General features: G+C 64.5%; 26 protein-coding genes. 17 read left to right on the top strand and 9 right to left on the bottom strand.

The window, feature by feature from the left end; translation table 11 throughout:
• Positions 1-29 precede the first annotated feature (29 nt).
• Genes EDE08_RS22340 through EDE08_RS38540 form a run of 3 tightly spaced genes read left to right on the top strand, consistent with a single transcriptional unit; the run spans position 30 to position 2,964 of the window.
• On the top strand, positions 30-413 hold the full coding sequence (locus EDE08_RS22340; RefSeq protein ID WP_024342525.1) for an Hsp20/alpha crystallin family protein: 384 nt from the start codon (positions 30-32) through the stop codon (positions 411-413).
• 8 nt (positions 414-421) lie between these two features.
• Entirely contained in the window at positions 422-2,803 is a 2,382-nt protein-coding gene (gene lon, locus EDE08_RS22335; RefSeq protein WP_131870945.1) for an endopeptidase La, read from the top strand.
• A 5-nt stretch (positions 2,804-2,808) separates the two neighbouring features.
• The gene (locus EDE08_RS38540) at positions 2,809-2,964 is read left to right on the top strand and encodes a hypothetical protein (RefSeq protein WP_162832024.1); all 156 of its coding nucleotides are present in this window, start codon (positions 2,809-2,811) and stop codon (positions 2,962-2,964) included.
• Between the two features lie 73 nt (positions 2,965-3,037).
• Here the strand turns inward: EDE08_RS38540 and EDE08_RS22330 are convergent, their stop codons facing one another.
• The 5 genes from EDE08_RS22330 to EDE08_RS38535 form a co-directional block, all read right to left on the bottom strand.
• On the bottom strand, positions 3,038-3,340 hold the full coding sequence (locus tag EDE08_RS22330; protein ID WP_025037698.1) for an HU family DNA-binding protein: 303 nt from the start codon (positions 3,338-3,340) through the stop codon (positions 3,038-3,040).
• A gap of 343 nt (positions 3,341-3,683) precedes the next feature.
• A complete protein-coding gene (locus EDE08_RS22325) occupies positions 3,684-4,916 on the bottom strand; it encodes an acetyl-CoA C-acetyltransferase (protein WP_131870944.1) in 1,233 nt (410 codons plus the stop codon).
• A 233-nt stretch (positions 4,917-5,149) separates the two neighbouring features.
• Positions 5,150-6,613 (bottom strand): GH1 family beta-glucosidase, encoded by a 1,464-nt coding sequence (locus EDE08_RS22320; RefSeq protein ID WP_131870943.1) that lies wholly within the window; start codon positions 6,611-6,613, stop codon positions 5,150-5,152.
• 148 nt (positions 6,614-6,761) lie between these two features.
• Positions 6,762-7,169 carry a hypothetical protein gene (locus tag EDE08_RS22315; RefSeq protein WP_165936098.1) on the bottom strand — a complete coding sequence of 136 codons (408 nt, stop codon included), beginning with the start codon at positions 7,167-7,169 and terminating at the stop codon, positions 6,762-6,764.
• Between the two features lie 62 nt (positions 7,170-7,231).
• Positions 7,232-7,399, bottom strand: a complete 168-nt coding sequence (locus tag EDE08_RS38535) for a hypothetical protein (protein WP_165936097.1) — start codon at positions 7,397-7,399, stop codon at positions 7,232-7,234.
• A 299-nt stretch (positions 7,400-7,698) separates the two neighbouring features.
• Between EDE08_RS38535 and EDE08_RS22310 the strand changes: the two genes are divergently transcribed.
• From EDE08_RS22310 to EDE08_RS22290, 5 genes are all read left to right on the top strand, one after another.
• A complete protein-coding gene (locus tag EDE08_RS22310; protein ID WP_245524854.1) occupies positions 7,699-8,658 on the top strand; it encodes a helix-turn-helix domain-containing protein in 960 nt (319 codons plus the stop codon).
• A gap of 97 nt (positions 8,659-8,755) precedes the next feature.
• Complete coding sequence (locus EDE08_RS22305) at positions 8,756-9,025, top strand: hypothetical protein (protein WP_165941764.1); 270 nt, start codon at positions 8,756-8,758, stop codon at positions 9,023-9,025.
• A 121-nt stretch (positions 9,026-9,146) separates the two neighbouring features.
• Positions 9,147-10,352 carry an NAD(P)/FAD-dependent oxidoreductase gene (locus tag EDE08_RS22300; RefSeq protein ID WP_131870939.1) on the top strand — a complete coding sequence of 402 codons (1,206 nt, stop codon included), beginning with the start codon at positions 9,147-9,149 and terminating at the stop codon, positions 10,350-10,352.
• 85 nt (positions 10,353-10,437) lie between these two features.
• A complete protein-coding gene (locus EDE08_RS22295) occupies positions 10,438-11,355 on the top strand; it encodes an MBL fold metallo-hydrolase (RefSeq protein ID WP_165936096.1) in 918 nt (305 codons plus the stop codon).
• A gap of 147 nt (positions 11,356-11,502) precedes the next feature.
• On the top strand, positions 11,503-12,249 hold the full coding sequence (locus EDE08_RS22290) for an SDR family NAD(P)-dependent oxidoreductase (protein ID WP_245524853.1): 747 nt from the start codon (positions 11,503-11,505) through the stop codon (positions 12,247-12,249).
• Positions 12,250-12,362: 113 nt separating this feature from the next.
• Here EDE08_RS22290 and EDE08_RS22285 read toward each other — a convergent pair whose 3' ends face one another.
• Positions 12,363-14,801: a TonB-dependent receptor gene (locus EDE08_RS22285; protein ID WP_131871034.1), complete on the bottom strand. Its 2,439-nt coding sequence runs from the start codon at positions 14,799-14,801 to the stop codon at positions 12,363-12,365.
• 353 nt (positions 14,802-15,154) lie between these two features.
• Here EDE08_RS22285 and EDE08_RS22280 point away from each other — a divergent pair, with 353 nt between their 5' ends.
• Together EDE08_RS22280 and EDE08_RS22275 are read left to right on the top strand one after the other, a co-directional pair.
• Positions 15,155-17,323, top strand: coding sequence for a PQQ-dependent dehydrogenase, methanol/ethanol family (locus EDE08_RS22280; RefSeq protein ID WP_207913064.1), 2,169 nt, complete (start codon positions 15,155-15,157; stop codon positions 17,321-17,323).
• A 100-nt stretch (positions 17,324-17,423) separates the two neighbouring features.
• The gene (locus EDE08_RS22275; protein ID WP_245524852.1) at positions 17,424-18,062 is read left to right on the top strand and encodes a response regulator transcription factor; all 639 of its coding nucleotides are present in this window, start codon (positions 17,424-17,426) and stop codon (positions 18,060-18,062) included.
• Between the two features lie 16 nt (positions 18,063-18,078).
• Here the strand turns inward: EDE08_RS22275 and lanM are convergent, their stop codons facing one another.
• Both lanM and EDE08_RS22265 read right to left on the bottom strand, forming a co-directional pair.
• Positions 18,079-18,477 (bottom strand): lanmodulin LanM, encoded by a 399-nt coding sequence (gene lanM / locus EDE08_RS22270; protein WP_131870936.1) that lies wholly within the window; start codon positions 18,475-18,477, stop codon positions 18,079-18,081.
• A 38-nt stretch (positions 18,478-18,515) separates the two neighbouring features.
• Positions 18,516-19,874 (bottom strand): histidine kinase, encoded by a 1,359-nt coding sequence (locus EDE08_RS22265; protein WP_131870935.1) that lies wholly within the window; start codon positions 19,872-19,874, stop codon positions 18,516-18,518.
• A 207-nt stretch (positions 19,875-20,081) separates the two neighbouring features.
• Here EDE08_RS22265 and EDE08_RS22260 point away from each other — a divergent pair, with 207 nt between their 5' ends.
• Positions 20,082-20,702, top strand: coding sequence for a response regulator (locus EDE08_RS22260; protein ID WP_028180673.1), 621 nt, complete (start codon positions 20,082-20,084; stop codon positions 20,700-20,702).
• 69 nt (positions 20,703-20,771) lie between these two features.
• Positions 20,772-21,617 (top strand): S-formylglutathione hydrolase, encoded by an 846-nt coding sequence (fghA, locus tag EDE08_RS22255; protein ID WP_131870934.1) that lies wholly within the window; start codon positions 20,772-20,774, stop codon positions 21,615-21,617.
• A gap of 47 nt (positions 21,618-21,664) precedes the next feature.
• Here the strand turns inward: fghA and EDE08_RS22250 are convergent, their stop codons facing one another.
• Positions 21,665-22,237 carry a DUF3280 domain-containing protein gene (locus tag EDE08_RS22250; RefSeq protein ID WP_131870933.1) on the bottom strand — a complete coding sequence of 191 codons (573 nt, stop codon included), beginning with the start codon at positions 22,235-22,237 and terminating at the stop codon, positions 21,665-21,667.
• Positions 22,238-22,297: 60 nt separating this feature from the next.
• On the opposite strand from EDE08_RS22250, the gene EDE08_RS22245 reads away from it, so the two are divergent.
• The 5 genes from EDE08_RS22245 (at position 22,298) to EDE08_RS22225 (ending at position 26,787) form a co-directional block, all read left to right on the top strand.
• Positions 22,298-23,479 (top strand): lanthanide ABC transporter ABC transporter substrate-binding protein PedA1, encoded by a 1,182-nt coding sequence (locus tag EDE08_RS22245; protein ID WP_131870932.1) that lies wholly within the window; start codon positions 22,298-22,300, stop codon positions 23,477-23,479.
• 113 nt (positions 23,480-23,592) lie between these two features.
• Entirely contained in the window at positions 23,593-24,531 is a 939-nt protein-coding gene (locus tag EDE08_RS22240; protein WP_131870931.1) for a YVTN family beta-propeller repeat protein, read from the top strand.
• Positions 24,528-25,337 carry a lanthanide ABC transporter ATP-binding protein PedB/LutE gene (locus EDE08_RS22235; RefSeq protein WP_131870930.1) on the top strand — a complete coding sequence of 270 codons (810 nt, stop codon included), beginning with the start codon at positions 24,528-24,530 and terminating at the stop codon, positions 25,335-25,337. The genes EDE08_RS22240 and EDE08_RS22235 overlap by 4 nt, the downstream gene beginning before the upstream one ends.
• Complete coding sequence (locus EDE08_RS22230) at positions 25,334-26,182, top strand: lanthanide ABC transporter permease protein PedC (protein ID WP_131870929.1); 849 nt, start codon at positions 25,334-25,336, stop codon at positions 26,180-26,182. The genes EDE08_RS22235 and EDE08_RS22230 overlap by 4 nt, the downstream gene beginning before the upstream one ends.
• Positions 26,179-26,787, top strand: coding sequence for a hypothetical protein (locus EDE08_RS22225; protein WP_131870928.1), 609 nt, complete (start codon positions 26,179-26,181; stop codon positions 26,785-26,787). Before EDE08_RS22230 ends, EDE08_RS22225 begins: the two co-directional genes overlap by 4 nt.
• The last annotated feature ends 89 nt before the right edge of the window (positions 26,788-26,876 follow it).

The raw sequence follows: 26,876 nt of genomic DNA, 5'->3' as shown, positions 1-26,876 counted from the left end.
GCAGGCTTTCCCACCCCCGAGCCCGCATCATGCAACCCAAAAATCCCCTCGACTGGATGCTGTCCGAAGCGCTGGATTCGCTGACCCGCGCCGACCGGCTGCGCCAGCAGTTCGGCCGCCAGGAAGCCTGCTGGGAGCCGCCGATCGACGTGCTCGAAACCGAGCGCGAGCTCCTGATCCTGGTGGCGCTTCCCGGCGTCAATCCGGACAATGTCGAGACGGTCATCCATGACGGCGTTCTCGTCATCTCCGGCCAGCGCACCCTTCCGCCGGAGCTTCGCAACGCCCGCATCCATCGGCTCGAGCTGCCACAGGGGCGTTTTGAGCGCCGCATTGCATTGCCCCTTGGCCGCTACGCCATCAGCCGCTTCGTAATGGACGGCTGTGTCGCGCTGCGCCTCGCCAAATCCTGAGGTCGATCATGGCCAACGAACAGATGAACAACGAACAGACCAACAACGACGTGAAGATCCCCGAAGACGCGCTGATCATCATCCCCGTGCGCGAGATGGTGCTGTTTCCCGGCGCCATCGCGCCGATCACGATCGGCCGGGCGAAGTCCATTGCCGCCGCGCAGCAGGCGCTGCGCGAGCAGCGGCCGATCGGCATCGTCCTGCAACGCAGCCCCGAGACCAATGACCCCGGGCCGGACGACCTCTACAGGGTCGCAACCATCGCCAACATCGTGCGCTACATCACCGCGCCCGACGGCACCAACCACATCGTCTGCCAGGGCGTGCAGCGCGCGCGCATCCTCGACTTCCTGCCGGGGACACCGTTCCCGGCCGCCCGCTTCCAGCAGATCCCCGAGCCGACCACGACCTCACCCGAGATCGAGGCGCGCGCGCTGAACCTGCAGCGCCTGGCGATCGAGGCGATCGAGCTGCTGCCGCAGGCGCCGCCGGAGCTGGCTGCGGTCTTCCAGGGCACCAGCGCGCCCGGCGCGCTGGCGGATCTGGCGACCTCCTTCATGGACATCAAGCCGCAGGACAAGCAGGAGGTGCTGGAGACCATCGACCTCGCTCTCCGCGTGGAGAAGGTGTCGAAGCACCTGGCCGAGCGGCTGGAGGTGCTGCGCATCAGCAAGGAGATCGGCCAGCAGACCAAGGCCTCCTTCGACGAGCGGCAGCGCGAGGCGATCCTGCGCGAGCAGATGGCAACCATCCAGCGCCAGCTCGGCGAAGGCGACGGCAAGGCGGCCGAGGTCACCGAGCTGACGGCGGCGATCGCCAAGGCCAACATGCCCCCGGAGGCGGAGGCGCACGCCAAGAAGGAGCTGCGCCGCTACGAGCGCATGCCGGAAGCCGCCGGCGAAGCCGGCATGGTCCGCACCTATCTCGACTGGCTGATCGAGCTGCCCTGGGCGCTGCCCGCGGAGAAGCCGATCGACATCAAGGAGGCGCGCCGCATCCTCGATGCGGATCATTTCGGCCTGGAGAAGATCAAGAGCCGGATCATCGAATATCTGGCGGTGCGCAAGCTCGCCCCGCAGGGCAAGGCGCCGATCCTGTGCTTCGTCGGCCCGCCCGGCGTCGGCAAGACTTCGCTCGGTCAATCCATCGCACGCGCGATGGATCGCCCCTTCGTGCGCGTCAGCCTGGGCGGCGTGCATGACGAGGCCGAGATCCGCGGTCACCGGCGCACCTATATCGGCGCGCTGCCCGGCAACATCATCCAGGGCATCAAGAAGGCAGGCAGCCGGAACTGCGTCATGATGCTGGACGAGATCGACAAGATGGGCCGTGGCGTGCAGGGCGACCCTTCCGCCGCCATGCTTGAGGTGCTCGACCCCGAGCAGAACGGGACGTTCCGGGACAATTACCTCGGCGTGCCCTTCGACCTGTCGCGCGTGGTGTTCATCGCGACCGCCAACATGCTGGACCAGATCCCGGGTCCGCTGCTGGACCGCATGGAGCTGATCAGCCTTGCCGGCTACACCGAGGACGAGAAGCTCGAGATCGCGCAGCGCTATCTGGTGCGGCGGCAGCTTGAGGCCAATGGCCTCTCGGCCGAGCAGGCCGAGATCGAGCCGGAGGCGCTGAAGCTGGTGGTCAAGGGCTATACCCGCGAGGCCGGCGTGCGCAACCTCGAGCGCGAGATCGGCAAGCTGTTCCGCCACGCGGCGGTGCAGGTCGCCGAAGGCACGGCCACGAAGGTCGTGATCGCGCCGAAGGACATCGCCACCGTGCTCGGCCAGCCGCGCTTCGAAGGCGAGATCGCCCAGCGCACCAGCGTTCCCGGCGTGGCCACCGGCCTTGCCTGGACGCCGGTCGGCGGCGACATCCTGTTCATCGAGGCATCAAAGGTGCCCGGCAAGGGCGGCATGATCCTGACCGGTCAGCTCGGCGACGTCATGCGCGAGAGCGTGCAGGCTGCGATGACGCTGGTAAAGAGCCGTGCCGCGCAGCTCGGCATCGATCCGCAAGCGTTCGAGAAGAGCGACATCCACGTTCACGTGCCCGCTGGAGCAACCCCGAAGGACGGGCCGAGCGCCGGCGTTGCGATGTTCACGGCGCTGACGTCCCTGCTCACCAACCGCACCGTGCGCAGCGACACCGCCATGACCGGCGAGATCTCGCTGCGCGGCCTGGTGCTGCCGGTCGGCGGCATCAAGGAGAAGGTGGTGGCTGCGGCCGCCGCCGGATTGAAGCGGGTGATGCTGCCCGCGCGCAACAAGCGGGACTATGACGACATCCCGAAGAGCGCGCGGGACAACCTCGAGTTCATCTGGCTGGAGCGCGTCGACGAGGCCATCGCCGCGGCGCTCGAGCCGACCGAGGTCAAGGTCGAAGCGGCGGAGTGAATGCGATGAAGAAACTGCTGGAGAAAGCGAAGAGATCGCGGAAGACGCAGCGGCTGCGCCAGTTGCTCGATCGCGCGATCGACCGGGTTCGCGATGCGCTTGCGGCGCCTGAGCCGCGGCTTCAGCCGGTCCCGGTCCGGGTGAAGCGCCGCAAGGGTTGAGCCCCTCCGTCTCAGGCCCTCACGGCTGCCCCAAACAAAAGGCCCCCTCTAACCCGAGGGGGCCTTTGCGTTGTTAGCCCACGGCGTCCTTGGCCGCCTTGACCGGGCGGGCGCGGACGATCTTGCGGGCCGGCTTGGCCTTGAACATCATCTCTTCACCCGTGAACGGGTTGGTGCCCTTGCGCGCCTTGGTCGCGGGCTTCTTGATGACCACGAACTTGGCGAAGCCCGGCACCAGGAACAGGCCGTTCTTCTTGAGCTCCTTGTGGCCGACGTCGGTCAGCGTCTCCATGACGTTCTTGACGTCGCGCTTGGAAAGCTCTGTGGCGGTCGCAATCTTTTCGATCAACTGCGATTTGGACATTTGGGTTGCCATCGTGTCTCCTCTGATTCGTGACGGCTGCATATTAGACCAACCGGCGAAGGCCTATAGCCTTCTGCACAGTTTTGTCGCGGTTTTACGGGCATTTTTGGCCCTCTGTGACAAAAAACCCTGCATTTTAGCCACTTCCAGTGCGGAAGGAGCCTTGAGCAGCGGATTTTGCCTTGTTTCAAAGGCCCGCACGACATCTTGCTAGAACTGATTCGCCGCTTTCGACAAGCGAAGACCGGCCTCTTTGTGAAAGGCCGGTCGTGTTTCACCCTGAAAAATAAGGGTCGGATCGCATGTCGCCGGTCTTCCGCCCCGCAAAAACAGGGAGAAAGTAAGGGGCGATCGGCTAGACGCGCTCGATGATGATGGCCGGCGCCATGCCGCCGGCCGCGCACATGGTGACGAGACCGCGCTTGAGATCGCGCCGCTCGAGCTCGTCGAGCACGGTGCCGATCAGGATCGAGCCGGTGGCACCGATCGGATGGCCGAGCGCGATCGAACCGCCATTGACGTTGACCTTGGCGCGGTCGAGCTTGAGGTCGCGGATATATTTTTCCGTCACCACCGCGAACGCCTCGTTGATCTCGAACAGGTCGATGTCGTCGATGGTGAGGCCCGCCTTCGCCAGCACCTTGCGCGTCGCCGGCACCGGGGCGTTCAGCATCAAGGTCGGCGAGTCCCCCATGTTGGCCATCGCGACCACGCGGGCGCGGGCTTTAAGGCCATGCGCCTTGGCGTAGGCGGGCGAAGCCAGAAGGATCGCGGCCGCGCCGTCGACGACGCCGGAGGAATTGCCGGCGTGATGCACGAAGTCGATGTTCAGATCGGGATATTTTTGCAGGATCAGGCCGCGATAGGTCGTGCCCTTGTCGTCGAGCGCGTAGTCCGCAATCGCGGGGAATGCCGGCTTCAGGCTGCCGAGGCCCTCCATCGTGGTCTGCGGACGCGGATACTCCTCGTGGTCGAGCGCGAGGCTGCCGTCCTCGCGGTGAACCGGCACGAGGCTCTTCTTGAAGTGGCCGTTGGCGATCGCATGCGCGGCGCGCTTCTGGCTCTCCAGCCCGAGCGCGTCGACATCCCTTCGCGTGATGCCTTCCATGGTCGCGATCGCATCGGCGCAGACGCCCTGATGCGACTGCGGATGCCGCGCGCGCAGACGGAGATTGCCGCCGTCCATCATCATCGGACCGCCGCCACGGCGTCCGTCCATCGACATCATCTCGCAGCCGCCGGCGATGACGAGGTCCTCAGTGCCGGCCATGATCGAGCTTGCGGCCATGTTGACGCTGGTGATGCCGGAGCCGCAGAAGCGGTCGAGCGTCACCGCGCTGGCGCGCACGTCGTAGCCGGCATCGAGCGCGGACATGCGGCCGAGATCGCCGCTTTGCGTTGCGACCTGCGCGCTGCAGCCCCAGACGATGTCGTCGACGTCGACCGTATCGATGCCGGTGCGATCGGCAAGCGCGCGCAGCACGGTTGCGCCCAGTTGCTGTGGATGAATGCCGGAGAGCGCTCCCTTGCCGGCCTTGCCGATGCCTCGTGGGGTCCGGCAGGCATCGATGATCAGTGCGTCGGGCATGGGCGTTGTCCTCTCGTTTATGGATGTTGAGGACAGTTCTGAATAACGGGGAGAGGAGAGTCAATCTGGACGGGCTTCTTCGCCTCTCCCCACGTGCGGGGAGAGGCCGGATTTTACGCGCAGCGGAAAATCCGGGTGAGGGGGAGCTTCAGCAAGGACGGTGACAGATGGACTCGCGGAGAGAGCCCCTCACCCCTGCCCTCTCCCCGTAAGAACGGGGAGAGGGAGAAGAGCTACACCCCTGCCGCGTTCTTCGCGATCACGTTGCGATAGAAGCTGGCGCTGAGTTTGGGCGTGCGAACCTGGGTGTCGAAATTGACGTGGTAGAGGCCGAAGCGCTTGTTCAGGCCATAGACCCACTCGAAATTGTCCATCAGGCTCCAGAGGAAATAGCCGCGCACCGGTACGCCCTCGCTGGTGGCGCGCTGGAGCTGGGCGAGATAGTTGCGCAAATACATGATGCGATCGGTGTCGTAGATCTTGCCGTCGGGCGTCACCGCATCGTCGCCGGATGCACCGTTCTCGCTGATATAGATCGCATCCGTCTTCCAGATCTTTGCCGCCAGCTTCGGCACCCAGTAGATCGTCTCGGGCCCCACGCGCAGCCAGTCCGAATTCATGTGCGGAAACGATTTCGGGATCGGCAGCGGCATGAAGCCCGCGCCCTGGTCGGAGGCCACGACGTAATTCTGTGGCGCGTAGATGTTGAGGCCGAGGAAGTCGACCGGCGAGGAGATGATCTTAAGCTCCGCATCGGTGAATTTCGGCGCGTTGGGCCCGGCGAATTTCAGGAAGGCGTCGGTATAGCGCCCCGTCATGATGACGTTGAGATAGCCGGCATTCATCTCACGCAGCGCGATCTCCGCTGCGCGAACGTTCTCCGGCGTGTCGATCGCGGGGGCGCAGGCATCGACGTTCTCGGCCGGCCCAACCCTGGTGCCGCGGCGGCCATGGGCGCGCACCGCCTGCACCGCGAGTCCGTGCGCCAGCGCGCTGTTGTGCCTGATCTGGTTGACATCGGCCTGCGGCAGCGTCAGGCCCGGCGCGTCGATGCCGATGCCGTAACCGAAATAGACGAAGCGGCCGCTCTCGTTCAGCGTGAACACGTTCCTGACCCGGTCGGTCAGACGCTCGGCGACATAGGCCGCGTAATCGCCGAAGATCTTGCAGGTTTCCGTCGAACGCCAGCCGCCAAAGCGGTCCTCGAGCGATTGGGGCAGGTCCCAATGATAGAGCGTCAGCCACGGCTCGATGCCGTTCTTCAGGAGCTCGTCGACGAGACGATTGTAGAAGTCGAGCCCCTTCGGGTTGGGCTTGCCGTCGCCGTCCGGAAACAGCCGCGGCCAGGCCACAGAGAAGCGATAGGCCCTGCAGCCGAGCTCCTTGATGAGCGCGATGTCCTCCTTGTAGCGGTGATAGTGCTCATTTGCGCGGTCGCCCGTGGTGCCGTCCTCGATCTTGCCGGGAACGCGCACGAACTTGTCCCAGATCGACGGCCCTCGCCCGTCCTCGTCGACCGCGCCTTCCACCTGGTAGGACGAGGTCGCCGTGCCCCAGACGAAGCCCGACGGAAAGCTGCTTCCACCGCGCGGCGGCCGTGCCGGCTTGGCTTCGGCTGCGTCGAGCGCGCCAGTCATCCCGGCTGCGGACAGCCCCGCGATCTTCGCGAGCTGGCGACGCGAGACCTTGTCCGTCATCGATGCTTCTCCGCTTCCGGTGGTTGCGGACGCACAATGGCGAGTCGCGGGCCGTTTGAAAAGCAAGCTTTGGCGAAGGCCGGATGCAGAAACTGGCGGCCTTGGCGCGACATATGGATGCGGGCGAGCCGACGCGGTGGCTTTCCGATCAGCGCGAGCGCTTCGGCAATTTTCGCAGCCTGTCGGGATTGAACGCCGGCACCTGCTCGGCTCGTTCGCGTGCGGGCGGCTGCTGTTCCGTCAGGATGAGTGTGCCATGAAGGATCATTCCCGGCACCTGTTGTGCCGTAGCGGTGTAGCTCGCGATCCTGCCGGGGCAGCGTCCCTCGATGTCCAGCGTGAGCTCATCCTCAACGCCAAAGACCGTCGAACGCCCATCTGTATGACGCTTCGTCGATACGGTCGCGGTGAAGCAGTCGCCATCGATCGTGCAGCAGCCGTGATACGTCATCAGGCTATCACGGCCCCAAATCTGGCCGTCTGCGACATGGACGATCCCGGTACCCTGGTCGAGCGGCGTCCTGTACCACGCCGCGTAGGTGCCGTCCTTCAGCATGGGAGCAGTCTCTCCTGATATTCCCACGCCGACCATTGGCACGATTTAATGCCAAGAAATCGTTAATGGCCGTGCCCGTGCCAACCCGGTCTTTCCTTGCGCAGCTCGGCCTCAAGCTCCTCGATGATGCTGTGAAGCAGATGCGCGGCAAGCGGGTCGGTGACTTCGCGCTCCAAATGCCGGTAACGCGCGATCAGGAATTCCTGCTCTCTCAACTGGCGTTCTGTCATCAGACGGGCCCTCCGACAAATCGACGCGGAGAGGACCGAGCAGTTTCATTAAAATTTTCAGATCATTTTCCATGGTTTCTGATCGGTTAAAGGCGGCGCCAAGCCCGCGGCGCCGGGGCGGCAGCTCAACGTCGCTCATCGTGCGTTCGCGAAACCGCGCGATCGCCTGGAGCAGGATCGGGCAAAGCAGAACCGCTTCAGGCAAGACCCGGAGCCTGTGCACCGCATAGAACCCGCGCCGACCCGTAAAAGCACGGGCACCTGATCTGAGGCAGCAAGCGATCAGAAGGAGCCACGCAATGACCGGGAGCACCGCACCTATGCGCAATCCCTCGTCCGAGGGCCGCCCGTCCCTCCCCAGCGCACACCCCGTCGACATCGCCATGGCCGAGCGGCGCGCCGCCGAGGCGGAGATGGCGCGGGTGCTCAGGACCGAACCGACCCGCATGGCGCTGGACTCCTCCGGCGCCGGGATCGCGCACTGGAACCACGATCCATTGCATGACGTCGTCGAACCCATGAGCCACCACGTGATCATGGCCTATAACGGCGTGATGCAGCGCATGGAGCGCCGGTCGGGAAAATCGGTTTCGATCGGCACGTTTCGTCCTGGAGTCGTGATCATCATCCCGGAAGGATCGAGTTCCCGATGGGACATTCCGAAGCCCGTTGATGTCGTTCAGCTCTACCTTCCGAATGCGACACTGAAGCGCGTTGCCGGAGAAGCCGGAATCGCAGGAGCGACCGACCTGCTGGAGCGGACCGCGCACCCTGACCCCATTACGTCCCGGCTGCTCTTGAGCGCAGCGGATGCGCTCGAAGGCAATGGGGTCCTCGACACGCTGTTCCGGCACCAGGTGACGGATCTTCTTGCCACGCGCGTCCTGGCTGCGCACACGGGTTCACCGGCCACGTTCCAACCGACCATGGGCGGGCTGTCGCCGAAGGTCCTGCTCCGCGCGATCGAACGGTTGCGCTCGGACAGCGATGCGGACGTCTCCCTCGATGCGCTGGCGTCCGATGCCGGCCTCTCGCGCTTTCACTTCTGCCGCGCCTTCAAGGAGAGCACCGGGCTCTCGCCGCATGCCTGGCTGCGCCAACACCGGCTCGAGCAGGCCATGAACATGCTGCGGGAGAGCGACGACCCGGTCGTCTCGATCGCTGCGGCGCTTGGCTATTCCTCGCAGACGGCGTTCGCCGCAGCCTTCAGGAAGCTCACCGGCGAAACGCCGAGCGAATGGCGCAGGCGCATGCGTTAGCAGCAATCGCTCGATGGCGACAGCAATCGCGCTGGGGCAGCGGCACGCCTGATCGGTTAGATCGTCACCATGTCCAATCCCATGACGGAGGCAAATGATGATCGGGAAAGACTTTGTCCACCGGTTGGCCATCACCTCATCACGCAAGGGTCTCGTCACCGCGGTCGTGTACGGACTTACGCTGGCTGTTCGCTTCACTTCAGCAACAGGTGACGACATTCCGCCGCAATCCGCACAACGCGCCCACCCGGTGATTTCGGTGATCAGCGGGGACAGCTTCCGCCTTCCCTACCAGGACTGGAGCCGCAAGTCCGCGCGGTCGATCGTCTTTCGTCAGGACTGGTCGACCGGCTGCCCGCTCCAATAGGCGTCAGCAAGCTCGCTTCAATCATTCGCGTCGTCGCTGACCGCGACAGGACTTGCCGCAAACCCGCAGCGGCAGCGGCAACGCAACTGTGCCCAGGAAGATCAACCAAAGGAGACCGTCAATGCGACTAGTCATCATCGGCGCCGGCTTCGCCGGCATGTACGCCGCCCTTTCCGCAGCCCGCCTGCGCGAGATCCAGGGCGTCTCGCCCGACGAATTCGAGATCGCGCTGGTCGCACCCGAGCCGACGCTGGTCGTCCGCCCGCGGCTCTACGAGAAGAATCCGGAGACCTTGACGGCACCGCTCCTCGATGTGCTCGAGGCGATCGACGTCACCTATGTTCAGGGCAGCGTCGAGACGGTTGAAACCCAATCCCGGATGGTGAGGATCGCCACGGCGGAGGGCAGCAAGAAGACGCTCTCCTACGATCGCCTCGTGGTCGCCACCGGCAGCCGGCTGTTCCGCCCGAACATCCCGGGTCTTGCCGAACACGGGTTCAGCGTCGACTCGCTCGACGATGCGATCGCGCTCGACAGGCACCTGCATGGCCTTGCCAAGCGACCGGCCGTGAACGGACGCGACACGGTCGTCGTCGCCGGCGGCGGCTTCACCGGCATCGAGGCGGCCACCGAAATGCCGGCGCGGCTCCGCGCAATCCTCGGCCCGAATGCCAGGACTCGTGTCATCATCGTCGAGCGCAACAGCGCGATCGCACCCGACATGGGTGCAGGTCCGCGGCCGGTCATCGAGAGCGCCCTCCACAAGCTCGGCGTGGAGACCCGCCTCGGTGCCGGTGTCGCCTCGCTCGACGGGTCCGGCGTCACCCTGTCCAGCGGTGAGCACATCGAAACCGAAACCGTGATCTGGGCGGCGGGTATCCGAGCCGCCCCTCTGTCGGCGCAAATCCCCGCCGAGCGCGACAATTTCGGCCGGCTGCTGGTCGATCGCTGCTTGCGGGTGCCAGGCGTCGAGGGCGTCTTCGCGACCGGCGATGCGGCCCGTGCCGCCTGCGACGACGAGGGCAATTACGCACTGATGTCCTGCCAGCATGCCACGCGGATGGGCGCCTTTGCAGGCAACAATGCCGCCGCCGAACTGCTCGGCGTTCCGACCAGGTCCTACCACCAGAAGGCCTACGTCACCTGTCTCGATCTCGGCGAAGCCGGCGCATTGTTCACGCGCGGCTGGGATCGCAAGGTCGAGATGGTCGGTGACGTCGCCAAGAAGACGAAGCAGGAGATCAACACGGTCTGGATCTACCCGCCGAAGGCCGAACGCGCCGCTGCGCTCGCGTCTGCCGATCCGGAACGCGTGACCAGCCTCTAACGCACGACACGATGACGGCCGCGCTCCCTGGCTGCGCTACCGGATCGACCAAGACCAGCCAGAAGCACTGAAACAGGAGATCAACATGAACCTGCACAACACCTCCTACCCCGCGACATCGAAGCCCGAAGAGCTTGTCCCGTCGCGCTATGCGCTGAAGGTCGGCGACATCGACGTGCTGGTGGTCAGCGACGGCGTACTGCCGCTGCCCGCCGAGATGTTGGCGCACAATGCCGACCCCGCGGTCCGCGCGGCCTGGCTGGACGACATGTTCCTGCCGCCGGACGCGTTCGACTGGGCGTTGAACGTGGTCGTGGTGCGCAGCGGAGCGCAGACCATTCTGATCGACGCCGGGCTCGGATTGGACCCGGACCTGCACCTCCCGCGAGCCGGGCAGCTGGTCAAGCGACTGGAGGCCGCCGGCATCGATCTGGCATCCGTGACCGACGTGGTGCTGACCCACATGCACATGGACCATGTCGGCGGCTTGCTCGTCGAAGGCGTGAAAGACCGGCTGCGTCCGGACCTGCGGATCCATGTGTCAGCCGCCGAAGTCAAGTTCTGGGAGTCGCCCGATTTCTCCCGCGTCTCCATGCCGCCGGGATTCCCCGAGGCACTTCGACAGACGGCCAAGCGGTTCGCGCACGAATATCACAACCAGCTCCGGACGTTTGAAGCCGAATTCGAGGTCGCACCGGGAGTGGTGGTCTGCCGCACCGGCGGTCACACCCCCGGGCACAGCGTGGTCCGCCTGACCTCCGGAGGCGAGCGACTGACATTCGCCGGTGACCTCGTGTTCACCGTCGGGTTCGAACACCCAGACTGGCACAACGGCTTCGAACACGATCCCGAGGAGGCCGCCCGCGTCAGAGTGAACCTTTTGCGGGAGCTTGCGGCGAACCGCGAACTGCTGGTGGCCACGCATATGCCGTTCCCGTCCGTCGGCCATGTCGCTGTCGCCGGCGACGCTTTCCGCTGGGTGCCGGTGTCCTGGGACTATTGAGCGCTTGCCGGACCGAATCCAACCGGGGCGCGCGCTCATCGCGACGGGTTTGCGCTCCGGGACTCCACATGCACTGAGCCGTCGAAGCCGAAACGTTGGTCTACGGTCGCTCCGGCGATTTCGAACGGCGCAACCACGCGAATGAACATGCAAGAAAACAAAGTCGTGATCATCACCGGCGGCAGTTCCGGCATCGGTCGAGCCGCAGCTCTCCGTTTCGCCAACCAAGGCAACAAGGTGCTCATCACCGGCCGTCGTGCCGCAGCTATTGAGAAAACGATGGCGGAGCATCAGAACATCGCCGGCCTGATTGCGGATACCGCTTCCGCGGAAGACGCCGGGCGGACCATCACCGAGGCGATCAGCAGATGGGGCCGGCTGGACACGCTCGTCAACAACGCCGGCGCGGGAGCCATCCTTCCGTTGTCGGATGTTGCGGCCGAGCGGATCGCGGACATATTTTCCGTCAATGTGGTCGGTCCGAGCCTGCTGGCCCGCGCCGCCCTTCCTCACCTGCAGTCAACGCGGGGCACCATCATCAACATCTCCTCGACGTTTGGTCACCGGCCGGCCGCGGGACTGTCCCACTACGCCGCGAGCAAGGCGGCGCTGGAGCACCTGACACGCTGCTGGGCGCTCGAGCTCGCGCCACTTGGAATAAGGGTGAATGCGATCGCGGCCGGCCCAACCGAATCCGGCGCCTTGACCGGAATGATGGGGCTGTCCGCGGACGCGGCCGAAGCCGTCAAGGACGAAGAGCGCGCGCGAATACCGCTCGGTCGGCGCGGCGTTCCCGACGACATTGCGCGATGGGTCCTGCAGCTTGCAGGTCCCGCCTCGCAATGGATAACGGGCCAAGTTCTCGCAGTCGATGGTGGCCTGGGACTGGCCTAGTTTAGAGCATGATCCAGAAAGGTGTGCAGCGGCCTTCCGAAAAAGGCCCTGCTCGAAGAATAACCCGAAGCACGGCAACGAATCATCCCAATCGCACCGCACTTCGCATGCGCCTAGAACGTCACCCGCATTCCTGCGTAAAATGCCCTTGGCCTCGCCGGGCTCAGCGAGCGCGGGTCGACGAACTCCGCGCCACCATTGGTGAAGTTCGGCAGGGCGTCGCGATCGAAGAAGGTGCCGAGTGTCGAGTAGCGGTGGTCGAAGATATTGTTGACGCGACCATAGAGCTGAACGTTCTTCGTGACCCGATAGGACGTGTGCAGATTGAAAACCGCGTAGGACGGCAACTGCGGAAACTGGTTGGATTCGTCGCCGACGAAATACTGGCTTGAGACAAAGAGCGCGTCGCCACCGACTTTCCAGACATCGGTAACTGCGTATTCGACGCTGGCCTTGATGAGATGGCGCGGCAGGCGCGGAATCTGATTGCCCGGCAAGACCTGGATATTGCCGTCGGCGTCTGCGAACGGGCTATCCGAGCCCAGCGTTAGCGCATCGAGGAAGCGCGCATCGAGGAATGCATAGCTCGCCTGGAACTGCAGCACGTTCGACTTCAGGCTCACCTCGGCTTCGAGCCCCTGCCTGCGCGTGCGACCAACGTTCTGGAAGAAGCCGAAACCGGTCAAGCCCGGGATCGGGGTCGCGACGATGTCATCGTAGTTGGTGGCCCGGTAGGCACCGATCTTCCATCCGAGCGAACCGATGATCAGCTCCTTCGTACCGCGGAAGCCTGCTTCCACCGTCTTGGACACCACTTGCTGCAGCGGAGGGTCGGCGACCAGGAATTGTCCGATGACACACGGCCGCGCCGGATCGGCGCAGCCGAGCTCGAGCGGTGTCGGCACTCTGTTGGCTTCGGAGTAGCCGGCATAGGCCGTTATTTCGGGCGTAATCTTGAAGGTGCCTCCGACGATGGGATTGAAGCGGTAGAAGGCATGATCGCCGTTGAGCGCGGTGCCGAGCTGGTCCATTAGGGAAATTTGGGCGGCGTTGAACCGTCCGCCGCCAGTGATCGCAAAACGATCCGTCACGTCGAACGTGTCCAGCGCATAGAGGCCCTGATACTGGTTGACGGTGCGAAGCGACACCGGGCCGATCGACGTCGGCTCGCCCGACTGACCGAGGAATATGCCGCTGCCCGTAACGACATAGTTAGTGCCGATCGTTCCCAGTTCGGTGCTGCCCGTGAAATGCGTCTTGCTGAGGTCATAGCTTGCGCCGACCACAAAGCGGTTCCCGTGACCGAACAGCTGATCCGTGTTGGTTGCCTGTCCGGACACGCCAAACGAGGTCGACTTGGTGGAGGTGCGATCGATCTGGCTGAGAATGGCACCAGGTCCAAAGGTGTTGGCGAGTTGCACGCCATTCAGGCCGAAAGCCGGGACGTCGTCATCGTCAAAGCACAACAAGGTCGGGTCGTCGCAGGGCAGGGTATCGGTCGGATTACCGTCGACCGTACTTTGTTTGAAGCGCCGCACGCGTGCCGTGCCTTCAAAGGTCCAGGTCGGCGTCGCCTCCACCTTGCCGGTCAAGTTGAGGTAAGCGACCTTGTTGGAGATGGTCTGTGGTGTCGTGTAGGTGGCTCCCCAATATTGCTGGAGCAGTTCGGCCGGAACAGTACTGGGACCAGCCAGCGAATTGTTGGCGACGCCGCCATTGAGGTGGAATTCGTTCCCTTCAAAGCGATAGCCGACGTCACCGTAGAAGCGCCGGACGTCCGACGACGAAAAATTGCGGAAGCCGTTGTCGTGAATGCCTTCGAGTGCGCCATAGACAGACCAGTTTCCATCGACCTGCTTGCCCCATTGCGCAGAGCCCTGAATACGACCGAACGAGCCGCCCATGATGTCGATTTCGGCACCCTGATAGTTGAAACCATTCTTCATCTGCAGATCGATGGCGCCGCCGAGGGCATTCAAGCCGTACGCCGGGTTGTTGGTGACCACGACCGCCGACCGGATCGCAGCCGTCGGAATCAGATCCCAATTGACGATATCGGAGAAGGCTTCGTTGATGCGCACGCCGTTCTGATAAACGGCGAGGCCTTGCGGCGTCCCGGCCAGGGGTGAAGCAACGTAGCCGCGGAACTGAATATCGGGCTGAAAAGGATTGCCGGTCACTTCATTGATGCTGACGCCGGGCACGTATTGCTGCAGGGCATCGGCGATATTCGGCGAATGGGTGCGCCTAATCTGGCTGGCATCGACGGCATTGATCGCCGATGGAACCTTGTCGACGTCGAGACCCCGGCCGGTGCCCGGCGAGGTCGGATAGACATAAAGCCGTGTCCTCGGGGCGGCGGAGCCCGGCGCCCCCACGCGCGCGACCGGTCGCGCCGGTGCAACGCGCCTCGCCGCCGCAGGCGGTGGTGCCGCCACCTCGACCGGCGGCAGGTTCTGGATGTTGGTCTCCTCGTCCTGCGCGGCCATCGCGTTGGTCGCAACAACCATTCCCGTGGAAACTGAAATGATGACCAGACCACGAACGCCCATTCCTGCCCGCCTCCACCCGTATCGTCCGGCTCTCTCGGTTCCCCGCCGGTTAGGCGAACGATACAGGCCAACAGCCGAAGAGCACCAGCCGTAAAAGGTCCGCCCGGTCCGGCGCACGAATTCCCGACCAAATCGGGAATTATTCCCGACCCGTCCCACGTCGTGCGCGCGCCTCATCGGGCGCGACCGGGAACTATTCCCGGCCGCCGCGAGACTTTTTGCCGAACCTCACGAAAGACCTTCGTGCAATCCTTGGCCCGACATCGCGATCCGATCGCGAGTCATTCATCCGTAGACTCACTCCGCCCTCGCGGGCGGGGTGCCTTTACGGCAAACAAGAATACAGGAGGAAAATGATGACGTTGGGGGACCGCTTTTCCGCTCGATATTCATCGGCTCGGCCAGTCCGCAGCAGTCTTGCCGTCGGTCTTCTCGCAGGCTTCGGCCTCGCCGCATCCATCACCGCCGCCTCTGCGCAGGATTCCGCGAAGACCCCGACGCCGGAGAGCATGAAGGCCATCACCTCGCAGGTCGACGGCGCCTACATCAAGGCCAACACCGCAACGTCCAACAACTGGCCGACGATCGGTCTCGACTACGCAGAGACCCGCTTTTCGAAGCTCAATCAGATCACGAGCGACAACGTCAAAGGCCTCGGCCTGGTCTGGACCTACAACCTCGAATCCTCGCGCGGCGTCGAGGCGACGCCGGTCGTCGTCGACGGCATCATGTACCAGACCGCCCCGTGGAGCGTCGTGCATGCCATCGACGCGCGAACCGGCAAGCGCATCTGGACCTTCGATCCGGAAGTCAACCGCGAGCTCGGCTACAGGGGCTGCTGCGACGTCGTCAACCGCGGCGTCGCCCTCTACAAGGGCAAGGTGTTCGTGGCCGCCTATGATGGCCGCCTGATCGCGCTCGACGCGGCAACCGGCAAGAAGGTCTGGGAAAAGGACACGCTGATCGACCACGAGCATTCCTACACCATCACCGGCGCGCCGCGCGTCTTCAACGGCAAGGTCGTGATCGGACAAGGCGGCGCCGAATATGGCGCGCGCGGCTACGTCACCGCCTACGATGCCGAAAGCGGAAACCAGCTCTGGCGCTGGTTCACCGTCCCCGGCGATCCGTCGAAACCGTTCGAGGACGAGTCGATGGAGAAGGCGGCCAAGACCTGGGATCCCGCCGGTCAATATTGGCTCAACGGCGGCGGCGGCACACCATGGGACACCATCACTTTCGACCCCGATCTCAATCTCGTCTACATCGGCACCGGCAACGGTTCCCCCTGGAACCGAAACGTGCGCAGCCCCGCCGGCGGCGACAATCTCTATCTCGCCTCGGTCGTGGCGCTGAACGCCGACACCGGCAAATACGCCTGGCACTATCAGGAGACGCCCGGCGATCACTGGGACTACACCTCGACCCAGCCGATGATCCTCGCCGACATCAGCATCGACGGCGCGCCGCGCAAGGTCATCCTGCACGCGCCCAAGAACGGCTTCTTCTTCGTGATCGACCGCACCAACGGCAAATTCATCTCGGCGAAGAATTTCGTCGATGTGAACTGGGCCACCGGCTACGACGCCAACGGCCGCCCGGTCGAGGTGCCGGCCGCGCGCGGCGACGCGGCCTATGACTCGATCCCGGGACCCTACGGCGCTCACAACTGGCACCCGATGTCGTTCAACCCGCAAACCGGGCTGGTCTATCTGCCGGCCCAGAACGTGCCGCTGAACCTCATTCCGGAAAAGAAGTTCAAGCAGAATGCCGCAACGCCGGGCAAATTCGGCGGCGCCACCGGCTGGAATGTCGGCTTCGTGCTCAACGGAGAGCCGCCCAAGAGTCTTCCGTTCGGACGCCTCGTCGCATGGGATCCGGTCAGGCAGAAGGAAGCCTGGCGCGTCGAATACCCCTCGCCATGGAACGGCGGCACGCTGACCACGGCCGGAAACCTGGTGTTCCAGGGCACCGCGGATGGACGCTTCGTCGCCTATGACGCCACGACGGGCAAGACGCTGTGGGAAACACCGACCGGCACCGGCGTCGTCGCTGCGGCTTCGACCTACATGCTCGACGGCGTGCAGTATGTCTCGATTGCCGTCGGCTGGGGCGGAGTCTATGGCATGGCGCAACGGGCAACCGAGCGGCAAAGTCCCGGGACGGTCTACACGTTCGCGCTGAACGGCAAGGCGCCGCTGCCGGAGTTCGTGAAGTACCAGACCGAAGGCCTTCTCCAGGGCGTGAAGTACGATCCGAAGGACGTGCCCGAAGGAACGGCGCTCTATGTCGCCGCCTGCGCCACCTGCCACGGCGTGCCCGGCGTCGACAAGGGCGGCAACGTCCGCAACCTCGGCTACGTGCCAGCGGAGGAGATCGCCAACCTCAAGAACATCGTGTTCAAGGGACCGTTCCGCGACAAGGGCATGCCGGACTTCACGGGCAAGCTGACCGAAGCCGACGTCGTGAAGATTCAGGCTTTCATCCAGGGCACGGCCGACGCAATACGGCCGAAGAAGTGACGCGGTGAGCCGGCTGCGGCAGGCATCGCCGCAGCCGGCTCACCCGACGCTCGCGACACGCCTCAATCCTTCGAAGCATCATGCCTTTCAGAGAGATCCATTGAGTCCCATACTCGTCGTCGATGACCATCCCATCATTGCCGAAGCCTGTCGCATCGTGCTGGGGGACGTCGAGGACGTGGTCGCTGCGCGCGATGTGCCGAGCGGCTATGAAGCATTTCTGGAGCACCGCCCTGGGGTCGTCATCCTCGATTTGACCTTTCCGGGAGAAGCACTCGGCGGTGTCGACCTGCTGCACCGCATCTCCTCGGATGCGCCGCTCGCGCGCATCCTGGTTTTCAGCATGCATGCGGACGCGAATATCGTCGCGTCCGCGATCAAGGCGGGAGCCATCGGATATTTGCTGAAGGACTCTCCGCCGGACGAACTGCCAAAGGCTGTGCGTCAGGTCAGGCTCGGCCATCGCTATGTCGACGAGCGGATCAATTTGCGCGGCGTGCCCCTGCCCGATCACGTCGACTCCGGCAACGTCGCCATACTGACGCGCAGAGAACGAGAGGCGCTCAGCCTGCTTGGCCAGGGAAATTCATATTCTGCGATCGCCGAAGAGCTGGTCATCACGCCCCGGGCCGTCGCCCGACTGATCAAGCAGGCGAGGACCAAGCTCGGCATCCGCCGCACGAGCGACCTGCTCCGCCGGGCGCGCGATCTTGCCGGCGGAGAAGACAGCTCGAACTGACGCGCGACCACCCGATCTATTGCAGGAGCTGAAGCAGCGCGCGCCCGGCAGACGTCTTCAATTCTCTCCCATCCAGCGTCCCGTCGTGATCGGGATCGGCTGCGTCGAAGCGCCGCGAGACGACGGCGAGATATTCATTCACCGAGAGCGTTCCATCGTGGTCGGGATCTGCTGCCGCTATCTCTTTGGCGGATAATCTGCCCCGCAACTCCCGCACGTCCAGCGTGCCGTCGTGATCCGGGTCGAGCCTGGCGAAAAGCGCCGTCGCCGCCTTCCTGACCTCGATATGGTCCAGCGTCCCGTCGTTGTCGGTATCGAACTTCTTGACCGGATCACCGCGAGAAGCCGCCAGCGCAGATCCCGACACCATCCCGACAGCTAGAATTGAAACCATCCATCGGCCAAATTTCGGCATTTCGAGCTCTCCCGGAGGTCGTCGACGTCACATTCAGATCAGGACGAGGCAGTCGGAATCAAGGCCTCCACGGTCAGCCCGGCATCGCCGGAGACGACGTTGAGCGTGCCTCCCAGCGCCAGGATCCGCTCGCGCATGCCGACGAGGCCGAAGCCGAGCTTCTGCCCCGGCTCCATGCCGCGGCCGTTGTCGCTGACCCGCACCCGGGCACAGCCGCGGCCGTCGTGAGCCATCTGCTCCACCGGCTCGATGACGACATTGACCGTGGTCGCACCGGCGTGACGGAATACATTGGTGAGCGCCTCCTGCACGATACGATAGATGGTGAGATCGGCCGTCTCGCCGGTTGCGCCCAGCGCCGGCGAGATCACGGTCTCGATCGCGACGTCGGGATGCGACTGCCGCCATAGCCGCGACAGGGATTCGAGCGCCTTGCGCAAGCCGAGCTCGGCAAGACCCACGGGCCGAAGGCGCTCCAGCACGCGGCGGTTGAATTGCTGGAGTGCATTGATCTGCTCCAGCATGGCGCTGCCATGTTTTCGCACGGCATCCGCACTCGGGTCGCGTCCGTCCGCCAGCTTCGCCAGCGCGCTCGCATGCGCGCGCAGCGAGAACAGGTAAGGCCCGAACTCGTCATGGAGCTCGCGCGCGATCTCCTTGCGTTCCATATCCTGAAGGGACACCGCGCGTTCGGCAAGACGCCGCTTGTCCTCGACCGCCTCACCAAGCGTCGCAGCAAGGTGGTTGAGCTTGGTGCAGATCGCGGCGAGCTCCGGCGCGCCGCCCGGCGCGACACGGGCATCGTAATGTCCGCCCTCGAGCTTCCCCATTGCCTCCGCCAGAGACTGGAGCGGTGCCAGCGCCCGGCCGACCACGTTCATCATCAGGAAGAACAGCGCGAGCGCGATCACCGAGCCGACCTCGAGCTGGGTCACGATCCCGTCCCAGATCTCGGCGATCTCGTCGTCGGGATGCGAGGTGATCACAAGCGAGGCGGGCTTGCCGCGGATCGAGACCGGCACGCTGACTGCGGTCTGCTCGGGATGAACCAGGGCGACGAACCAGGCCGGCGGCGCGCGCGTGTCGGCGTCGGCGTCAAGCCGGGGGGGCGTCAGCGGATGGCCGCCGGCGTCCCGAAGCGTGATGCTGACGTGGCGCAGGCGGCTGAGATCGCGCGTGATCTGGTTGAGCCTGGCATCCGGATCGGGGGCCTCGTTGAGATCCGACACGATCATCTCGATGAACTCTCGGGCAAGGCGGATCACGCTCTGGTCCTCGGCCTGCACGCGCGGCCCGGCCTCCGCGACCTGCCGGCCGATATTGACGGCGAGCCCGAGCGCCAGCAGCAGCGCCAGCAAGAGGTTGATGCGCCCGCGCAAGGATAAATTCTGCCACATTGGTATCGCCTGTGCCTCGCGAAGGATGCCCGCGCCTGTCCGATGACGTTGACAGAGGCGAAGCGCCGGATATCTAATCGGAAGCGTACAGCAATCCCAGCCGGGTTGCATGAGGCCACATGAGACACGCAGCTCCTCATGCCGGCAGCGTGCAGCGCAAAACAGGCAAATTCCAACACGGGAAACGCGCTGTCGCGGGGAACGCCTATGCGCATTCTGATCGTCGACGATCACCCCATTGTCGCCTCCGGCTGCCGTGCCGTGCTGGCCGACGAGGGCGAGATCGAGATTTTGGAGGCCGCCGACGCCGAAGACGGCGAGTGCGTCTTCATCGTCGAACGCCCCGAGCTCTGCATCATCGACATCAACCTGCCGACCGTCTCCGGATTCGAGCTCGCGCGCCGCATCCTCGAGCGCGCGCCCGAGGCCCGCATCATCATGTTCAGCATGAACGACGATCCCGCGTTCGCCGCGCGGGCGATCGAGTGCGGCGCCAAGGGCTATGTCTCCAAGACCGGCGATCCCGACGATCTGGTCGAGGCGATCCGCGCCGTCGGCGGCGGCGGCACGTACCTTCCGACCGCGATCGCGCGCAGCATCGCCTTTGCGGGGCCGACTCTGGCGCAAAGCCCGCTGTCGAAGCTGAATGCGCGCGAGATGGAGATCCTGCGGCTGCTCAGCGCCGGCAAGAGCCTGTCCGAGATTGCCTGGCTGGTGCAATCGTCCTACAAGACGGTGGCCAATACCTCGTCGATCATGCGCCAGAAGCTCGGGGTGAAAACCTCCGTCGAGCTGGTGCGGCTGGCGATCGACAGCGGCGTCGCCTGACGGCGCCACAAATTTCGGTCACACCAGCGTTGCAATGTTGAGGTGGTGAGATGCCACGGAGTTTCAGGCATGACGATCCAGACCGTCTCGACCAATAAATCCTATGGCGGTGCGCAAGGTGTCTACCGCCATGCAAGCCAGGCGACCGGAACCGACATGCTGTTCTCGGTCTACGTTCCACCGCACGCGAGCGACGCCAAACTGCCCGTGGTCTGGTACCTCTCCGGGCTCACCTGCACACATGCCAATGTCACGGAGAAGGGCGAATTCCGCAAAGCCTGCGCCGAGCTCGGCCTGATCTTCGTCGCGCCGGATACCTCACCGCGCGGGCCGGATGTGCCGGGTGATGTCAACAACGCCTATGATTTCGGCTTAGGGGCCGGCTTCTATGTCGATGCGACGCAAGAGCCGTTCGCGCGCAACTATCGGATGTGGAGTTATGTCACCGACGAGTTGCCCAAGCTGATCGCGGAAAACTTTCCGGTCGACGTCAAGCGGCAATCTGTGATGGGTCACTCGATGGGCGGCCATGGTGCGCTGACGGTTGCGCTGCGCAACCCGCACCGGTTTCGCGCGGCAAGCGCTTTCGCGCCGATCGTGGCGCCTTCGCAGGTGCCCTGGGGCATCAAGGCCCTGACCGGCTATCTCGGTCCGAACAGGGATACCTGGCGCAACCACGACACGGTGGCGCTGATCGAGGACGGTGCGAAATTCTCGGGCTTCCTGGTCGACTATGGCGATGCCGACAATTTCTTGAAGGAGCAGCTCAAGCCGGAGCTGCTCCAGGAGGCCTGCACCAGGACCAATATCCCGCTGACGCTGCGCCGGCAGGTGGGCTACGACCACAGCTATTACTTCATCTCGACGTTCATGAGCGATCATCTGCACTGGCATGCGGCGAGATTGACGGCGTGATCTCTCTTCTCCCTCGCCCCGCTTGCGGGGAGAGGGAGAAGAAACCCCTACTCCGGCTTGCCGTAATTCGGCGCCAGCAGGCGGTTGCGGACCAGATAGCTCATCGTGCGCGACCAGGATTCGTCGGTGTTGCCGCGCATGTCGGCGCTGGCGACGGTGATCATGTTGCCGGTCTTCACGTCGCGCAAATAGATGTTGAGATTGATGATCAGGTTCGAGACCTTCTGCACTAGGCCGGTGATCTCCAGGTCGGCGCCGAGCTGTCCGGCGAGCTTGAGGTCGCAGCCGCCGCAGGCCTGTAAGTTCGCGTGACGGGCGGCATCCCGAACCGGCGCGATGTCGAGCATCTGGAACTTGCCTGAATCTGCGAGTTCCTTGCGCAGCTGCTCGCTGATGCGCTCGAGCCGCGCCTGCTCGGGCTTCGAGCCATAGAACTCGCCGGGCAGGCTGGTGTCGATCAGCTCGAAATCGAACACCGCGAGTTTGGGCGGATCTGCGAGCGCGACCGAGCCCGTCAACAGCAAGGCCGAGAAACAAATCAGTGCTCGCATAATCGTGATTCCCGGTCTCGCGCGCGCGAGGACGAAATGCGGGGTTGCAAGGCGAGCCAAATCGGTCATGCTTGAAGCAGAAACAATTCTCCACCGGCGGTCAAGCCGGGGAGAACACCTGGAGGAAACATGATCCGATGGTTGGTCGGCCTGATCGGCTGGAGTCTTGCCGCGACGAGTGCGCTCGCGGCCGACCCCGTCACGATCGGCGTCGGCTATCTCGGCATCGCCGGCACCAGATCGACGCTGTCGCTGGTAGAGCAGCCGGCCGAGAATGACGGCGTTGCCGGCGCCCGCCTCGCCATCGAAGACAACAACACCACCGGGAAATTCCTCAACCAGCGCTTTACGCTGGAGGAGCGCCGCATCAAGGAAGGCGAGGACGTTGTGCAGGCGGCGTCCGCGCTCGCCGAGAAGAACGGCTTCATCGTCGCCGACCTGCCGGCCGATGCGCTGCTAAAGGTCTCGGACGCCTTACGCGACCGCGGCACGCTGCTGTTCAACGTCGGCGCCATCGACGAACGGCTGCGCGAGGCCGATTGCCGCGCCAACGTCATCCATACCGCCCCGACCCGGGCAATGCTCGCCGACGCGCTCGGGCAATACCTGGTGTGGAAGCAGTGGAAGCGTTGGCTGCTCGTGGTCGGCTCCCATGACGAGGACAAGCTGTTCGCCGATGCGCTCCGGCGCACCGCCACGCGGTTCGGCGCCAAGATCGTGCAGGAGCGCACCTTCGAAGACAAGGGCGGTGCACGCCGTACCGATAGCGGCGTGACACTGATACAGCGCCAGATGCCTGTCTTCACTCAGCAGGCGCCGGCCTATGACGTGCTGGTCGCCGCCGACGAGAGCGAGGTGTTCGGCGCCTATTTGCCCTATCGCACCTGGGATCCGCGGCCCGTCGCGGGCTCGGCCGGGCTGGTGCCGCGCAGCTGGGACGCCGCGCAGGACCAGTGGGGCGCGATCCAGATGCAGAACCGCTTCTTCAAGCTGAATTCGCGGCGCATGACCGCGCTCGACATGCAGGCCTGGACCGCGGTGCGCATGATCGGCGAAGCCACCTCGCGCACCAATTCCGGCGACGTCAGGAAGGTGACCGATTTCATCAAGGCTCCGGATTTCTCGGTCGCCGCGTTCAAGGGCACGCGGCTCACCTTGCGCGACTGGAACTTGCAGCTGCGCCAGCCGATCCTACTGGTCGACGGCCGCATGGTGGTGTCGGTGTCGCCGCAAGAGGGATTCCTGCACCAAGTCTCCGAGCTCGACACGCTCGGCTACGATCGTCCGGAGAGCAAATGCAAGCTGAAGTGAGCGAAGTGATGCGACGGAGCCTCCGCAGAGATGGTGCGCTCCCTCTCCCGCGTGCGGGGGAGGTAAGGACCGCTCGCGGACGGAGATCGCACCTGCTAAGGGCAGCGTTGCTGATGGTTCTGGCGACCGCCGCAGCGCCCGCACACGCGTTCATCGCCTATGTCTCGAACGAAAAGAGCAACACGGTGTCCGTCATCGACACCGACAGCTGGACCGTGACCAAGACCATCAAGGTCGGCCAGCGCCCGCGCGGCATCGATTTCACGCGCGACGGCAAGTTCGTGCTGGTCGCGGTCGGCGACGACGACACCATCCAGGTGATCGATGCCAAGACGCAAACCGTGGTCGACAGCCTGCCCTCCGGACCTGACCCCGAGCTGTTCGCACAGGATGCCGCCGGCAAGATCCTCTATGTCGCCAACGAGAACGACAACACGGTGACCGTGATCGATCTCGAGAAGCGCGCACGCCTCGGCGACATTCAGGTCGGCGTCGAGCCCGAGGGCATGACCATCAGCCCCGACGGCAAGACGCTGATCAACACGTCCGAGACGACCAACATGGCGCATTTCATCGACACCGCCTCGCGTCAGATCGTCGCCAACGTGCTGGTCGACGCCCGCCCGCGCTTCGCCGAGTTCAAGCATGACAGTTCGGAAGTGTGGGTATCCTCGGAGATCGGCGGGACCGTGTCGATCATCGATCCCAGGAAGCACGAGGTGATCGGCAAGGTCACTTTCGAGATCCCGGGCCTGCGGAAAGAGGCGATCCAGCCCGTCGGCATCGGCATGACCAAGGACGACAAGACCGCCTTCATCGCGCTCGGCCCCGCCAATCGCATCGCCGTGGTCGACGTCGCCACGCGCAAGGTGACGAAATACCTGCTGGTCGGGCAGCGGGTCTGGCACGTGGCGTTCACGCCGGACGAAAAGTACCTGCTCACCACCAACGGCGTGTCGAACGACGTCTCGGTCATCGACGTCGCCGCGCAAAAGGTGATCAAGACCATTCAGGTGGGCGAACTGCCCTGGGGCGTCACGATCGCGCCATGACCAGCCCTGCCCCGATCGCCGAACCACACGACGCCGCACCAGGGCCCGATCCCGCCGCGGTGCCGGCGCTGGCGATCGAGGGCGTCAGCCACGCCTATGGGCCGCGCCGCGCGCTGATGGACGTCTCCTTCAATGTCCAACCCGCGAGCTTCACTGCACTGCTTGGGCTGAACGGTGCCGGCAAGAGCACGCTGTTCTCGCTCGTCACGCGCCTGTTCGGCATCCAGTCCGGCCGTGTCGCCATCTTCGGTCATGACATCAGCAGGAGCCCCGGCGAGGCGCTGCGGCTGTTAGGGGTCGTGTTCCAGCCGCGTACGCTCGATCTCGATTTGTCGCTGACGCAGAACCTGCTCTATCACGCCGCGCTGCACGGCATCAGCCGCCGTGAGGCCGCCGCGCGCAGCGCCGAACTGCTCGGCCGCATCGGGCTCGAAGAGCGCGCCGGCAGCAAGGTCCGCGATCTCTCGGGCGGCCAGATGCGGCGGCTGGAGATTGCGCGGGCGCTGCTGCACCGGCCGCGGCTGCTGTTGCTGGACGAGCCTACGGTCGGCCTGGACGTCAAGGCGCGCGCCGACATCATCAGCCATGTCCGCCAGCTCGTGACCGATCAGGGCATCGGGGTGCTCTGGGCCACGCACCTGTTCGACGAGATCAATGCCGGTGACGATCTCGTGGTGCTGCACCAGGGCAAGGTGCTGGCGAAGGGGCCGATGAGCCGCGTCATCGCGGAGGCCGGCGCGCAGGACGTCAACACCGCCTTCATGCGCCTGACCGGCGCGCAAGTGATGCCGGGAGGCGGCGCATGAGCAGCATCACCACGCGCGAGACCCCGCGCGGCTTTTCGGCCCAGGAGTACCTGACCTGCCTCACCGGCATCGTCTGGCGCGAGGGGCTGCGCTTCCTGCATCAGCGCGAGCGCTTCGTCTCGGCGCTGGTGCGCCCGCTGGTGTGGCTGTTCATCTTTGCCGCCGGCTTCCGCCAGGTGCTCGGCATCTCCATCATCCCGCCCTACGAGACCTACATCCTCTACGAGGTCTATATCGCACCTGGGCTGATGGCGATGATCCAGCTCTTCAACGGCATGCAGTCGTCGCTCTCGATGGTCTATGACCGCGAAATGGGCAACATGCGCACGCTCCTGGTGAGCCCGCTGCCGCGCGGATTCCTGTTGTTCTGCAAGCTGCTCGCAGGCACCGCTGTGTCGCTGCTCCAGGTCTACGCATTCCTGCTGATCGCCTGGCTCTGGGACATCACCCCGCCGCCCCAGGGCTACCTCACCGTGCTGCCGGCGCTGATCCTGTCCGGGCTGATGCTGGGCTCGCTCGGCATGCTGATCTCCTCGGGCATCAAGCAGCTGGAAAATTTCGCCGGCGTGATGAACTTCGTGATCTTCCCGATGTTCTTCGCCTCCTCCGCGCTCTACCCGCTCTGGCGGGTGCAGGAGGGCAGCCCTTATCTGTACTATCTCTGCGAGGCCAATCCGTTCACCCATGCGGTCGAGCTGATCCGCTTCGCGCTGTACGGGCAGATCAACTGGATCTCGCTGGCAGTGGTTGCAAGCTGCACAATCGTCTTCATGGTCGGAGCGATTTTGGCCTATGATCCCTCGCGCGGGCTGGCGCGACGCGGGCCTGCGGGAGGCGAAGGATGAAGGTTTGGCTCCTGGCTGCCCTGGTGATCGCGCTGTCCGGCACGACCGCGCGCGCGGCCGATCCGCGCTATCCGGACTGGCCCTGTACCCAGGCCAAGGTGCCGGAGATCTCGCTGGCCGCCGTGTGGGCCGGTCCGCCGCTCGACGACGTCCAGAACAGATGGAAGGACGACGCCAGGGTCAGCGCGCTGGTCGCAAAATTGGCGGCGCGCAAGACGCCGCTGGACGAGGCCGAGACATCGGTGAAGGAGTTCCTGGCCGCCTCCGGTCCCGACAAGGCGACGAATGCGAAGCTGCTGTTTGCCGGCCTGTTCGACACGCTCAATGCTCAGCGCTCGCAGGTCATGAACGGGCTCGAACGCGTCAGCCGGAAGCAGCGCGAGGCCGCCGACAAGATTCGCGAGGAAACGCTCCAACTCCACACCCTGCAAGGCGCGACACCCCGCGACGAGGCCAAGGTGGAGGCGCTCAGCAACGAGCTGATCTGGAAGACCCGTATCTTCGAGGACCGCACCAAGGTGGTGCGGTTCGTCTGTGAGGTTCCAACCACGATCGACCAGCGCCTGTTCGCGCTCGGCCGCGTGATCCAGCAGGAAATGGAATAGCGGCAGCCTCGCTGACGGCTTTCGCGAAAGTTCCGCAATCATTAACCCTTTGCCGAGCTATCCGCCGGAACCAAATCGATCCAGGATGC

The organism is Bradyrhizobium sp. R2.2-H, assembly GCF_004346455.1.
Lineage (GTDB): Bacteria > Pseudomonadota > Alphaproteobacteria > Rhizobiales > Xanthobacteraceae > Bradyrhizobium > Bradyrhizobium diversitatis.
This window is presented reverse-complemented; position numbering and strand designations above follow the sequence as displayed.

Excerpts from the sequence above, each read along its gene's own strand:
- EDE08_RS22330 (WP_025037698.1), bottom strand. The coding sequence starts at position 3,340 with ATGGCAACCCAAATGTCCAAATCGCAGTTGATCGAAAAGATTGCGACC.
- EDE08_RS22310 (WP_245524854.1), top strand. The coding sequence starts at position 7,699 with ATGACCGGGAGCACCGCACCTATGCGCAATCCCTCGTCCGAGGGCCGC.
- lanM (WP_131870936.1), bottom strand. The coding sequence starts at position 18,477 with ATGCCGAAATTTGGCCGATGGATGGTTTCAATTCTAGCTGTCGGGATG.
- lon (WP_131870945.1), top strand. The coding sequence starts at position 422 with ATGGCCAACGAACAGATGAACAACGAACAGACCAACAACGACGTGAAG.
- EDE08_RS22315 (WP_165936098.1), bottom strand. The coding sequence starts at position 7,169 with ATGCTGAAGGACGGCACCTACGCGGCGTGGTACAGGACGCCGCTCGAC.
- EDE08_RS22265 (WP_131870935.1), bottom strand. The coding sequence starts at position 19,874 with ATGTGGCAGAATTTATCCTTGCGCGGGCGCATCAACCTCTTGCTGGCG.
- fghA (WP_131870934.1), top strand. The coding sequence starts at position 20,772 with ATGACGATCCAGACCGTCTCGACCAATAAATCCTATGGCGGTGCGCAA.
- EDE08_RS22280 (WP_207913064.1), top strand. The coding sequence starts at position 15,155 with ATGATGACGTTGGGGGACCGCTTTTCCGCTCGATATTCATCGGCTCGG.
- EDE08_RS22340 (WP_024342525.1), top strand. The coding sequence starts at position 30 with ATGCAACCCAAAAATCCCCTCGACTGGATGCTGTCCGAAGCGCTGGAT.
- EDE08_RS22320 (WP_131870943.1), bottom strand. The coding sequence starts at position 6,613 with ATGACGGACAAGGTCTCGCGTCGCCAGCTCGCGAAGATCGCGGGGCTG.
- EDE08_RS22295 (WP_165936096.1), top strand. The coding sequence starts at position 10,438 with ATGAACCTGCACAACACCTCCTACCCCGCGACATCGAAGCCCGAAGAG.
- EDE08_RS22325 (WP_131870944.1), bottom strand. The coding sequence starts at position 4,916 with ATGCCCGACGCACTGATCATCGATGCCTGCCGGACCCCACGAGGCATC.
- EDE08_RS22305 (WP_165941764.1), top strand. The coding sequence starts at position 8,756 with ATGATCGGGAAAGACTTTGTCCACCGGTTGGCCATCACCTCATCACGC.
- EDE08_RS22225 (WP_131870928.1), top strand. The coding sequence starts at position 26,179 with ATGAAGGTTTGGCTCCTGGCTGCCCTGGTGATCGCGCTGTCCGGCACG.
- EDE08_RS38540 (WP_162832024.1), top strand. The coding sequence starts at position 2,809 with ATGAAGAAACTGCTGGAGAAAGCGAAGAGATCGCGGAAGACGCAGCGG.
- EDE08_RS22285 (WP_131871034.1), bottom strand. The coding sequence starts at position 14,801 with ATGGGCGTTCGTGGTCTGGTCATCATTTCAGTTTCCACGGGAATGGTT.
- EDE08_RS22245 (WP_131870932.1), top strand. The coding sequence starts at position 22,298 with ATGATCCGATGGTTGGTCGGCCTGATCGGCTGGAGTCTTGCCGCGACG.
- EDE08_RS38535 (WP_165936097.1), bottom strand. The coding sequence starts at position 7,399 with ATGACAGAACGCCAGTTGAGAGAGCAGGAATTCCTGATCGCGCGTTAC.
- EDE08_RS22290 (WP_245524853.1), top strand. The coding sequence starts at position 11,503 with ATGCAAGAAAACAAAGTCGTGATCATCACCGGCGGCAGTTCCGGCATC.
- EDE08_RS22260 (WP_028180673.1), top strand. The coding sequence starts at position 20,082 with ATGCGCATTCTGATCGTCGACGATCACCCCATTGTCGCCTCCGGCTGC.
- EDE08_RS22250 (WP_131870933.1), bottom strand. The coding sequence starts at position 22,237 with ATGACCGATTTGGCTCGCCTTGCAACCCCGCATTTCGTCCTCGCGCGC.
- EDE08_RS22240 (WP_131870931.1), top strand. The coding sequence starts at position 23,593 with ATGGTTCTGGCGACCGCCGCAGCGCCCGCACACGCGTTCATCGCCTAT.
- EDE08_RS22235 (WP_131870930.1), top strand. The coding sequence starts at position 24,528 with ATGACCAGCCCTGCCCCGATCGCCGAACCACACGACGCCGCACCAGGG.
- EDE08_RS22300 (WP_131870939.1), top strand. The coding sequence starts at position 9,147 with ATGCGACTAGTCATCATCGGCGCCGGCTTCGCCGGCATGTACGCCGCC.
- EDE08_RS22230 (WP_131870929.1), top strand. The coding sequence starts at position 25,334 with ATGAGCAGCATCACCACGCGCGAGACCCCGCGCGGCTTTTCGGCCCAG.